10 protein-coding genes are annotated in these 12127 nt (G+C 62.2%); all 10 read right to left on the bottom strand.

The genetic code is table 11. The features are described 5' to 3' along the window. Positions 1-27: 27 nt before the first annotated feature. Positions 28-1599 carry a glycerol kinase GlpK gene (glpK, locus tag CORGL_RS00925; RefSeq protein ID WP_013708050.1) on the bottom strand — a complete coding sequence of 524 codons (1572 nt, stop codon included), beginning with the start codon at positions 1597-1599 and terminating at the stop codon, positions 28-30. A 13-nt stretch (positions 1600-1612) separates the two neighbouring features. Further along, positions 1613-2314 carry an L-threonylcarbamoyladenylate synthase gene (locus tag CORGL_RS00920; RefSeq protein ID WP_013708049.1) on the bottom strand — a complete coding sequence of 234 codons (702 nt, stop codon included), beginning with the start codon at positions 2312-2314 and terminating at the stop codon, positions 1613-1615. Between the two features lie 186 nt (positions 2315-2500). Then, entirely contained in the window at positions 2501-3514 is a 1014-nt protein-coding gene (locus tag CORGL_RS00915; protein WP_013708048.1) for a N5-glutamine methyltransferase family protein, read from the bottom strand. Positions 3515-3615: 101 nt separating this feature from the next. Continuing rightward, positions 3616-5457 carry a magnesium transporter gene (locus tag CORGL_RS00910; protein ID WP_013708047.1) on the bottom strand — a complete coding sequence of 614 codons (1842 nt, stop codon included), beginning with the start codon at positions 5455-5457 and terminating at the stop codon, positions 3616-3618. 158 nt (positions 5458-5615) lie between these two features. Further along, complete coding sequence (locus CORGL_RS00905; RefSeq protein ID WP_013708046.1) at positions 5616-6941, bottom strand: polysaccharide deacetylase family protein; 1326 nt, start codon at positions 6939-6941, stop codon at positions 5616-5618. A 154-nt stretch (positions 6942-7095) separates the two neighbouring features. Next, the gene (locus CORGL_RS00900; RefSeq protein ID WP_245526921.1) at positions 7096-8430 is read right to left on the bottom strand and encodes a polysaccharide deacetylase family protein; all 1335 of its coding nucleotides are present in this window, start codon (positions 8428-8430) and stop codon (positions 7096-7098) included. A gap of 117 nt (positions 8431-8547) precedes the next feature. Further along, complete coding sequence (locus CORGL_RS00895) at positions 8548-9294, bottom strand: PRC-barrel domain containing protein (RefSeq protein ID WP_245526920.1); 747 nt, start codon at positions 9292-9294, stop codon at positions 8548-8550. Between the two features lie 38 nt (positions 9295-9332). After that, on the bottom strand, positions 9333-9725 hold the full coding sequence (locus tag CORGL_RS00890; protein WP_013708043.1) for a YtxH domain-containing protein: 393 nt from the start codon (positions 9723-9725) through the stop codon (positions 9333-9335). 258 nt (positions 9726-9983) lie between these two features. Continuing rightward, entirely contained in the window at positions 9984-10595 is a 612-nt protein-coding gene (locus CORGL_RS00885; protein ID WP_013708042.1) for a hypothetical protein, read from the bottom strand. 74 nt (positions 10596-10669) lie between these two features. Continuing rightward, a complete protein-coding gene (locus CORGL_RS00880; RefSeq protein WP_013708041.1) occupies positions 10670-12043 on the bottom strand; it encodes a hemolysin family protein in 1374 nt (457 codons plus the stop codon). Between the last annotated feature and the right edge of the window lie 84 nt (positions 12044-12127).

Genomic DNA, 12127 nt, shown 5'->3' with positions numbered 1-12127 from the left:
CAGCGAAGAGCTCCGAGGCCCACTCTACTACAGTTGCGATGCGGACGCACGCTCCCGCGCCCCGTCAGGCGATCCCGCCGCCTTGGCGACCGCAGCGTGCCATCCCGCGAGATCGCGAGCGCGGCTTTCATCAGCTTTCGGCTCGAAGCGCTTAGAGGCGCCGCAGCTCTGCTCGAGCTCCTCGCGATCCTCCCAGTAGCCGACTGCGAGCCCAGCCAGAAAGGCCGCGCCGAGCGACGTGGTCTCGATCGATTCGGATCGCACGATCGGTATTCCGAGGAGATCCGCTTGAAACTGCATGATGAAGCCATTGCGAGATGCCGCGCCGTCGACGGACAGGCTGCTCAGCCTGATGTCGGCGTCCGCCTCCATGGCGCGCAGCACATCATAGCTTTGGTAGGCCATCGACTCGCATGCGGCGCGGACCAGGCATGCGCGATCCGAAGCGGACGTGAGTCCCCAGATGAGCGCGCGGGCATCCGGATCCCACCAGGGCGCACCGAGACCGGTGAACGCCGGAACGAGGTAGCATCCATCATTGGACTGTCGCGATCTGGCGATCATCTCGGTGTCGGCAACGTCGGAGATGATCTGAAGCCGGTCGCGCAGCCACTGCATCACCGATCCGGCATGGAAGATCGAGCCCTCCAGCGCATAGCTCACCGACCCACCCTGAGCGATGCCGATCGTCGAAACGAGGCCGTGATTTGACTCGACGACCTGCTCGCCGGTATTCATGAGCATGAAGCATCCGGTACCGTAGGTGTTCTTCGTCTGGCCGGGCGCGAAGCAGCAGTGGCCGAACAACGATGCCTGCTGGTCTCCGGCGACCCCGGCGATAGGCGGCGTATGGGTCATGATGTCGCTGCAGACGCGCCCGAACTCCCCGGCGCTCCAGCGGACATCAGGCAGCATGCAGCGGGGGATATCCATGATGCGCAGCAGCTCGTCATCCCAATCGAGCGTATGAATGTTGAACAGCATCGTGCGGCTCGCGTTGGTGTACTCCGTCGCGAAGACCTTCCCGCCCGTCAGATTGTAGATGAGCCAGGTATCGATGGTCCCGAACATGAGCTGACCGGCTTCGGCGGCCTCCCGGGCACCCGAAACGTTCTCGAGGATCCAGGCGATCTTCGTGGCAGAGAAGTAGGCGTCGGGACGCAGGCCGGTTTTCTTTCGGATCATGTCCTCCATGCCGTGTTCTTTGAGCGCCTCGGCGATCGGCGCGGTCCGGCGGCACTGCCAGACGATGGCGTTGCAGATCGGCTGAGCGCTGTCGCGCTCCCACACCACGGTGGTCTCACGCTGGTTCGAGATCCCGACGGCAGCGATGCCGTCCGAGTGGATACCGCTTTTGAACTGGACCTCGATCATCACCGCAAGCTGAGAGGCAAGAATTTCAGTGGGGTCTTGCTCCACCCAGCCCGGATGGGGATAGCTCGTCTTGACAGCGCGCGACGCCGCGGCGACGATGCAGCCGTACTGGTCTATGATCGATGCCCGCACCGAGGTGGTTCCGCAGTCGAGCGCCATTATATAGGAGCTCCCCGTCGCGCAGGCGCTGTCGACCAGATCAAGGTCATTGAGGGTAAACATCATGTGTCCGGCCCTTTCAGCTCTCTTTCGGAGATCGCAGGTGCACGTGGCGGCTACCGAGCGCATCCTCGATCGCACGAGACGGCAGAGCGCCCTCTCGCAGCACCATCGGGGCCCCATCCGAGATTCGGATAACGGTTGATGCGTCTGCGCACGGCGTCGGTCCCGCGTCGATCGCCACGTCGACACCATCCAGAATTCGAGGTTCAACTTCAGCGAAGGAGGCTGGCGCCGGCATCGCGTGGGTGTTTGCGCTCGTTGCAGCAAGAGGGCAACCGCATGCATCGATGAGGTCGCCGACGGCCGGCGAAGAGGATGCGCGCAGCGCGATCGTTCCGTCTGCGGCGCGCATGAATGCGGGCACGCGCTCAGCGGCGTCTACGACAAGGGTCAGCGCGCCCGGCCAGAACCTCTCGGCCAGACAGCGGGTCTGCGAATCGATATCGAGCCCGAAGCGATCGAGATCGGCTGGCCCGGATACGAGAAGGGGCAGCGTCTGGACGAGATCGCGTCGCTTGAGCGAGAAGATGCGCCGATATCCCGATCCGGGATCGGGAAGCATCGCGCCTGGTCGAGCGAAGGCCGAAATCGCAACCGCGATCCCGTAGACGGTCTCGGTCGGGATCAGAGCCACCCCGCCTGCGGTCAAGACGGCTGAGCCGGCCTCCACGGCGCATCTTCGCTCGGATGCGCTCCCATATCGATACGTGCTCGGCATCGTGTGTGCCCGTCCCTCCTATCTTGAACCCCTCATAGTGCGCAACCGCTGTGAGTATGCGACGCGAGCGAGCTGAGAAGCCATCGCCCTCGACGCGCAGATTATGCAAGCATAGCCAAATCCTTGATCAAACGAGCGGACGCGTCGGCAAGGGGCTGCCCGCGGCAGCCAGATGGCGCATACGGCTCAGCGTCCCGTCGACAGAGACCGGGCCGGGGCGTGGGCGAGCAGGACCCGGGGGCGCCCCGCAAGATCCTCGACGATGCTCACATCGACGAGATCGGCGCCGCGCGCGAGCTCTGCCGCCTCCTCGAGCGATTCCTCGTACAGTTCGCAAGCGAGGAGACCACCGGGGCGCAACGCCATGGAGGCGAGCCGCAGCAGGCGCCGGTAGATCTGAAGACCGTCCGCGCCCCCGTCGAGCGCGAGCTCGGGCTCGAACGCCGAGACCTCGCGCGGCAGATCCGCCATGACCGCTCGCGGGATATACGGAGGGTTCGAGACGAGAACGTCGAATCCTGCGAGCTCATCAGGGGCGACCGGTTCCGCCAGATCTCCTTCTCGGAAGCTGATCGTCTCCTCATCAAGGCCGAGCGCGACTCTGTTGCGCTGCGCGAGCGCAACAGCACTCGGGTCGATATCGGTAGCGACGATCTTCACCTGTCCGGGGCGCTCCGAGGCGATCGCCAGCGAGATGCAGCCGGTGCCGCATCCGATCTCCAAGATGCGAGCCGCGTCACGCGGGACGGTCTGCGATGGGTTCGGCATGCCCTGCTCGTCCGTGGAAGATCCCACCTCATCGTTCCACGGAAGCTCCACGCGCTCACGGTGCGCGAGGACCTCGGGAGCCCGTTCGTGATCAAGAAAGGCGAGAACCTCTCCGACCAGCACCTCCGTCTCCGGACGCGGTATGAGCACACCGGGCTCGCATGCGATGGCGATCGTGCGAAACATAGCCTGCTCAGTGATGTACTGAAGTGGCTCGCCGGTCGATCTGCGTGCGACGAAGCGATGCATCACGTCGAGCTCGGAGGCACCAAGCGGCCTGTCGAAACTCATGTACAGCTCGATGCGGGCAAGACCGGTCGCCGCGCTCAGAAGCCATTCGGCAGCAAGGCGCGGACGCTCCTCCCCGTGGGCGGCGAGAAACCGCTCCGTCCAATCCAGGCACCGCTTGATCGTCCATGTCTCGGCCGCCACGCAACCCTCCTCGCGTCCCCTGTTCGATCTCTTTGACACACTCGATTCTACTGCAACAAGTCCGCGGACGCCTCCGGGGACGGGTCTCGTTTCGTCATGGCTCACGCCATGGCGATAACGGCGGCGATCGAGATCGCTGTGAACAGCACCGCCGATATCAGCGTGGAGATCACGCCGAGTGCGGTGCCCGACGTGTTGAGATCGTGCTCATCGCGCCAGCGCAGCAGTCTCAGGCATCCGATCGCACCGACGGCGCTGAGAAGCGTCACCGCGGCGGCGGCTGCGAAGCAGGCCAGGAAGAGATCCCGCTCGGCCTGAGTGGCATCTGGGAGCGCGATATCGTCGACAAGGTACGCGCACGCCAGAACAAGTGCTGCAAGAACAACGCCGACCACCGTGGTCTTCAAGAGAAACGCACCGTATGCGCTCTGCGTGCCCTCACGGTCGTCGTGCTCGAGAAAGTAGTTCTTCACGAACGAGACCATGCCGCCGGAGGCGAGCAGCGCCACGGGCATGGCGCACATGGGGTACAGGATCAGCGCCGGATCTGCATCGAGCGCCCCGAGGGCGGCGGCTCCTGCAGCGGATGCCAGCGCCCAAATGAGCACCCAGTACTGACGTTGAGCGAACCAGACCAGCATATGCGTCGACTCGCCGGTCGCGTTGTCGCCCCTGCCGATGCCGGCGATCCTCAGATCTTCGTCGTGCTCCTCGGCGATGACATCGAGGGCATCGTCGACGGTCACGATGCCCAGGATGCGACGATCCCCGTCACAGACGGGAACCGCGACGAGATTGTACTTCGTCATCTCGTCTGCCACGTCCTCCTGATCGAGCTGCGGAGCGACCCAGACCAGATCGCGAAAGGCCAGATCCTGCAGACGATCGCTCTCCTGGGCTGAGATGAGCGTCCTGAGCGAGAGAACGCCGGTGAGCGCACCCGCTTCGTCCACCGTGTACACATAGTAGATGCTCTCGAAGTCCTCCTCGAGCCTGCGGATCGCTGCGAAGGCATCGCAGACCTTGGCATATCCCGGCAGCGCCACGAACTCCGACGTCATGATCCGGCCAGCTGTGTTCTCCTGATAGCTCAGCAGTCTTTTGATCGCGTGCTCATCTCGCTCATCCATGAGCTGCAGCAGGGCGTCGCCTCGCTGCTGATCGAGGTCCCCGATGAAAGCTGCGGCGTCATCAGGATCCATATGCGCGAGCATGGCGGAAATCTCGCCGTCCGCCACACCTTTGAGCAGCTCTTCGAGAAGGTCCTCATCATCGATCTCGGCGATCGTCTCGGCCGCCTGCGCGGTATCGAGCTGAGCGAAGATCGCGCATCCCGATGCCGGATCGACCTGTTCGATGATATCTGCGATGTCTGCCGGGTGAAGCTCGTTGATCGTCTTGTGCGACACCGAAGCGCGTATCTCATCGATGTTGCGATCGAGAAGATCCATGTAGGACCACGCGACGATTCTCTCGGTGAGCGGCTTGCCCACCGATGAGCAGATTCGGCAGGCGATTCGCTCGACTGCGGGACTGAGGGCGCGGAGAAGTCCCGAAACGCCGATCTCGGCACCGAGAAGCCGCAACTGTCTGGGACCCGATTGCGACAGCTTGAGATCGTTCGCGCGTGCGACCTTCACGGCCTGCGTGTCCACGAACTGCTTGTTCAGAATGTCACGGGCGAGCAGAACCTGTGCCTCCTCCCGTTCCGCCGGCCTGATCTCGTCGGCCGTCACGGCGAGGTGGACGCCTTGAGCATCCACATGATCGACGCACCCCTCCCAGCACACGACTGCAGCGGCCTCCTTCACCTTGTGGAACACGATTGAGGTGACATGGGGGAACACCTCGGCAGGGGCGACTCCGAGATCCTGCAGAACCCCGAGATTCTCGCCGTGGCTGTCCAGAACGGGAAGGTCGATCATTTCAGAGAAGTATTTCATCGGGCTCCCTTATCGCCAAGTCCTGGACTCGCACACATGATCAGCCAGCTGAGACACGCGAGACGCATCGCGGCGCACGGCTCAGCTCATCGCCTCGCAGGAGCCCTCGGCGCACCAGCGTGACGCAACGAAATCCACTATAGCATCCGTCGAGGGCGCTAGGAGTCGGGCATGCCGCAATCATCAGGCAATCTGGTTGTGCCCCCCACAACCGCATCAGGGATCCTGCCGTCGAGTTTCATCATCTCGGGCACCGTGACGAAGGCAAATCCCCTCTTGTGCAGCTCGTCGATGATACCGGGCAGCGCCTGTACGTCTTGAGAGCGGTCCCCGCCTCCATCGTGCATGAGAATGATCGATCCGTTCTTCGCGCCGTCGAGCACCGCCCCGGCGATCTTGTTCGCCCCCGGTCGCGTCCAGTCCCTGGTATCGATGTTCCACAATATGTTGGATCCGATGAGATCGCCTGATCGCGCCCATTCGGCTGCGGTAAAGGCACCGTAGGGCGCTCTGATCATCTGCGGCGAGGCGCCGGTCCCCCTCAGGATGTCAGCGGAGCGCGAGATCTCGCTTCTGAGCGTGTCGCGGTCGACCGTCGTCAGATTCATATGCGTCATCGTGTGATTGCCGAGTGCGCAGCCGGCATCCGTGATGGCGCGGGCGGCAGCGGGGTCGCGCATCACGTTGGCACCCAAATTGAAAAATGTGGCCTTCACGCCTTTCTGAGCCAGGATGTCGAGCACCTTCGGTGTGAACGAGCTGGGACCGTCATCGAAGGTGAGGGCCACACAGGGACGATCGGCCTTCGGCTCGAGATTGATCGAGCGCACGATCATGTCAACAGGGAGTTTCGTGATCTGTCTATCGATCACCTCTTTGGACCTCCGACCGGTCCATACGGTCTTCACGCCCGCCTTTCCCCATCGGGACACGAACTGCACGGCGCCGCCGCGATCCATCTGTATGCCCGGGGGGACATCCACCGTGGTCTCGATGTGGCCCTCTTGCACATCCTTGCCATCATCCACCGTGAGCTCGTCTCCCTCGTGCAGACGGTATGAAGCGATCTGGGCGGGATCCAGCTGCGCTCCACCATATGTCACGGAACAGGAGTTTCCGCCATCTTCCGAGAGAACGTTGCCTCCGATGGAAAGCAGCTTGCCGGGCTTGGCCCCGAAGTATGCGTTCTGCTCGAGGAGGTCTCGGATCGGTGTGGCGATGCGGACGATCCGCTGCCGGCCGTTGACGGTCACGGGCACTTCGCGCCACAGGAGGCACCAGCACACCACGAGTCCGAATGATATCAGCGCATATGCTGCGAACATGCAAGACAGCTCTGAGCGCCTGCGTCCTCTGGAAGCATTCGCGTGGGGACGCTCGGCGACTCGCGCTCTGGCTGACACCGCTGCAGCTCGATCAGACCGGTTCGGTGCGCTGTCCGCCTTCGATGCGATCGCGCGCCCATCCAGCTCGGATCTGCTCATGGCCTGCCCCTCCCCTCGGACTTCGGCTCGATGCGAACAGGCCGCTCGATCTTTGACGCACCCCTCATGTGTAGCCTAGCCGTCTCGACGCGCGCAGGCAAACCCGAATGCGCTCAGCGATCCTCGCGAGAGATTTCAGATGAGTGCGCGCGTCTCATTTGCGACCTTGCTCGGCGGGCACCCGGGGCAATACGGCATCCTCGGGCTTGGATACCTGAGACAGGTCGAGACCCGCTGCGAGCTCTTTGTCCGTGGCCACGAGATCGGAGAGGGTGAGCAACTCATAGCCCTGAGCCTTGAGGCCGTCGATGAGCGCCGGCAGCGACGCTGCTGTCTGCGCTGAGACGCTTGAGTTGTCTGTCAGAAAGATAATGCTGCCGGGTTGCACCGATCCGATGACCGTATCGGTGACGCTTTTCGCGCCCTTGAGCAGCCAGTCGCCCGAGTCGATGTTCCACCCGACCATCGCAGACACCATATCCATCGAATCTGCCCAGTTCTGGGCCGAAAATGAGGCGTACGGCGCGCGCAGCAGGGCGCACTTCTCGCCTGTCGCCGACTCGATGGCATCGAACCCGCGCGACAGCTGAGATCGCAGAGCATCCCCCTTGAGCTTGGACAGGCGCTCGAAGGCATATGAGTTGGATCCGATCTCGTTGCCCGAATCGGCGATCGCCTTCGCCGCGTCCGGATTGGCCTCGATCCCCTCGCCTGTGAGAAAGAAGGTGGCCTTCGCGCCTTGTTGCTCCAAGATATCCAACATCTGACGGGTATGCGCGCTCGGTCCTTCGTTGAAGGTCAAGGCGACGCATTTGCGCCCGTTATCAGGTTTGACCGATACGCATTCGACCTCGCAGTTCACCGGTTGCTTGACGACTCCGCGATCCGCTCGCCTGCCGGACTCCTTGCCCGTCCATATCTCAGAGCGCCCTTTGACGCCCCATGTCTTGACGTATTGGACCGGCCCGTCCCCGGTCATGCTCAACGTCGGTTCGATATCGCTTGCCGTGACGTCATGCGCCTCATAGATATCTGCGCCATCGCTGACCTTGAGTTTCTCACCGCCTGAAAGCTTTGTCGAAGCGACATCGCCGATCGCCAGCGTGGAGCCGTTGAGCTCGACGCTGTACGCGTCGCCTCCTCCCTTTTTGAGTACCGAATCATCGACTGCGAGCAGGTTTCCCGCCTTGAGCCCATCTGCGAGCTCTTGATCGTCGATCAGCTGCTCGACGGTCTCGCCGACGCGAACGGTCGTGCTCTCGCCGTTGAGAGTGATTTCGACTCCGCGATTGGCATACCAGATTATGCTCGCGACAAAGAACAGGAACGCGCAGCAGACAGCGATGAGCGCATACGGTGCGCGCGAGCCGTTCCCAGCGGGACGCGATTTGCGAAAAGAGCGCTTCGGACGATGAAGATACGCCTCCCCGTGACGCCTGCGACGGGATCCGGCAGCAGGCGAGCGGAATGCCCTGGCCTGCTTTAACACTGCGCGGGTGGAGCGCTTTCGGTGGGGGCGGGAGATGGCAAGATTCAACAACAGTTCTTCTCCTCGGTTTTCAGAAGTCAGCCGAGCGGCCGGCGACGGCGCACGTGCTCGATCGCGTCATCGCTTGCGCTTCTGGTTACCGGCCGCCCTGTTGTACTCATGCTTGAAAGCTTTGAACATACCTCGTGTTCGGCCGAGTTGCCTGCCGAGTGCCACCGAGCCCTTCGAGACGGCTGCGGACCCCTTGTCATCGACGATCTTCGCCCCTTTTTTGACTTTCGATCCGATGACGGTCTTCGCCTCGGCGGCCCTCGTGCCGATGACCACGCTTGCCTCGGCTGCCCTCGCCGCAGCTCCACCAGAGAGCTCGAGGTCACGAACAACATCGTCTACCAGCATGGCTCCATTGCGATAACCGACCAGATGATCGGCGGACATTCGAATCGAGCCCACCAGCATTTTTGAAGCGGTTCCCGATATGATGAGAAAGCACGACACCGTGCCCGATGCTCGGTCGAACTCCGCATCGCAGCAGTAACCGAGATCGCACCCGGAGACGGTGCGGACATCCATTCCGGTCCAGATCAGGCAGCGGTCGAGATCGACCCCCAAACGCGCTGCCGCAGCGGCGTCGAAGGAATCCCGTTTGCTCGCAACGCAGAGGGCTCCCTCATAGGTTTCCAAGGCATCCAGAGCGACGAAGCGATCCGCCTGCTTGATCATGCCGGCAACATCACGCTGTTTCACCATGAAACCGATGACCCGCCGTCCATCGGCGGTGAACACGGGGAAATGGATCGAACCCAGCCTTGAGGGGCGACGAGGCGTTCCGTCTCTTCGGATCCTGCGACCCTCAGGCGGCATGCGGTACACCTTTCGGCCCTGAAACTCTTGGACCAGCATTATGCCCCAGCGTTTGCCTTCGCCTCGGCAGCTGCAGCCGCGCAATCAGCCGTCTCGACCACGACATCGGCAGCCGGTTTCACCGAGCCGCCCGACACCGCCTCGTTGAGCGACTCCCGCAGACGATCCATCCGCTCGCGCGCTAAATCGACTTTCTCGCGCAGCTCATCCGTCTTGCTGTCAACCATCGGACCGAAATCGTCAACGGTCTCGCGCACCTGCTTGGCACCCTGCTCATACAGATCGCGCGCGCTATCCCATGCATCGTTTGCCATGTCGGAAGCCATGGCGCGCGTCTCGGCCCCCGCGCGGGGAGCGACCAGAATACCTATCGCGGTGCCCGCGGCCGCACCTATCAGCGAACCTGCGATGAACCCTAGCGATTTACCCATGATTCTGCTTCCTTTCAAGAGGGGATGCCATCATTTGCAGTACACCATTATACCCGCAAGCCGGCTGTTTCGTCGTGGGTTCCGTGCTGCATCTGTCGTCTTCGCAGATCGCCTTCGCAACAGGTGGTCCGCGGGCTCACGTGCGCACATCCTGAAGCACCGCCGACCGATAGCGGCTGAGACGCATCGGGGCAGCCCTTGAAAGCCGGCTCCTCGCAAGGTCGCTCCCGAACAGAGTCGCGTACGCTCATCGCCTGATCAAGACATCGCGTCATCCCAAGCTGAGCCGTCGCGTTCGCGCCCATCGTCCGCATCGAGTGCCGCGTAGCGGACATCGGTGGCGTCCGCAGATTCACTCGCGTCGGCGGCGGAGACGACCGGCGGCGCGCTCTCACCCCTCAAGCTCGAAACGAGCTTGGCGAGCGCTGAGACCGTGCCCGCGAAATCCGGCGGCGTCTGGTCGGCATGAAGATAAGCCCATTCCATGATGTGGGAGGCTGAGGACAGCGCACCGATCGCCAGGATATCGTCTGGGCAGCTCAGTTCTATATCGAATAGACGCGCCTTACCGGCGACCCCATGCGTTCTGCCACATGAGATCCTGCCTGCGAGACCCGTTTCGTTCATGATCTCGACTGCCAGGTGCTCCAGCAGATGCGCCACCTCCGTATCGCCCATGCAATCCTTGAACTCCCCTGCCGTGTCACCCAGACAGACGTGGGAGGCTATCGCGGGAGCAAGATAGTAGACGCGGGCGGTCGCCTCGATATCCCCAGAGGTCATGAGAGGCATTCCCGGGTTCACGAGCACGCGCGCGCACAGCTTCTCCGGACCAACCGTGATCTTCATGATGTTAAATAGCTCTGCCATGCGAAATCCGTTTCTCGAAAGCCGTCTGTTTCCGATGCGATCCCTAGATGTTACCACGCGCGCGCGGCGAAGCGTCAACCGTCTGAGCCGCTCCCCTGGGCCGCGGTCGCCTCGGCAGCCGCTTCGGCGCTGGCCGCCTCGTCCTGTTCGACCCCGGGCTTCCTCGCAGCCCGAACCACGCGAATGAGCGAGATGCGCTGTCCGCGCATCGATTGAATCTTGAACTTGTACCCGTCCACCTCGAAAACCTCACCGATATCGGGTACCGAGCCGCACATCTCCAGAATCCAGCCGGCAACGGTCTCATACTCGTCGCTCTCTTCGATGGGCCAGCCCAGATCTGCGGCGTCATCACATGGGAACCGACCATCCACGAGCCATTCGGTCGACGAGAGCCGCGTGAGGTACTTGTTGTCGGGATCGAACTCGTCTTCGATTTCGCCGACGATCTCCTCGACGATATCCTCTATCGTGATGATGCCGGCCGTGCCACCGTATTCGTCGACGACCACGACGATCTGATCATGAGCTGTCTGCATCTCCGAGAGCAGCGGCAAGATGTCCTTTGTGTCGGGCACGAAATCCGCGTCACGCAGATGTTCGCCGACCGGCGCATCGCCCTGCCCGTTGAGAGCATATCTGATAAGGTCCTTGATATGGGCGATTCCGACGATTCGGTCCGGGTCGTCACGATAGACCGGTATGCGGCTGTAGCCGGTTCTGCGCATGGCCTCCATGACATCGTTGATGGTGTCCGTGTCCTCAGCCATGGTGATATCCACGCGCGGAACCATGACTTCTCGAGCAACCGAGTCTCCGAGATCGAAGATCTCGTGAATCATGCGCTTCTCTTCGTCGAGCAAGGTCGCCTGCTCGGATACCATGTACTTGATCTCGTCCTCGGAGACCTTCTGCCGGTCGTCGGGACTTTTGACGCCCAGCACGGAGCACACCGCGTTCGCCGAGATACCGGTCAGCCAGACGAACGGTCGCGCGATCTTCTGAAAGACGGTGACCGGTCCCGCGACGCGCTTGGCGACGCGCTCAGCATCGGCCAGAGCCATGCGCTTCGGCACGAGCTCGCCGACGACAATAGAGAGATATGACACGATGATCGTGATGATGATCGGTGCAGCCGCCGGCGCGATGAACGTGATCGAGCTGTTGTCAAACGATTGCAGCCAGGCGGTGAGCGGCTTGGAGAGATTCGTCGAAGCGACCGTCGCCGAGAAGAAGCCGACGAGTGTTATCGCCACCTGAATCGTCGACAGAAAGCTCGTGGCATCCGATGACAGCTCAAGCGCGCGCTTCGCACGCGGATCACCGGCGTCGACATCTCGCTCCAGAGCGGCGCGTCTAGCGCTCACCAGCGACATCTCGGACATGGCGAAGAAGCCGTTCGCAACAGTGAGCAGCAGCGTTGCGAGAATACTGATGAAGATTTCCATGGGATGAAATCGAACCTCCCGGTTGCGTGTAAGTCAAAGGAGCCGTATGCGCTGATCGCTTGATGCTTCCTCTGATACCCCAAA

The sequence above is a fragment of the Coriobacterium glomerans PW2 genome (assembly GCF_000195315.1).
In the GTDB taxonomy this organism is placed as follows: Bacteria; Actinomycetota; Coriobacteriia; order Coriobacteriales; family Coriobacteriaceae; genus Coriobacterium; species Coriobacterium glomerans.
This window is presented reverse-complemented; position numbering and strand designations above follow the sequence as displayed.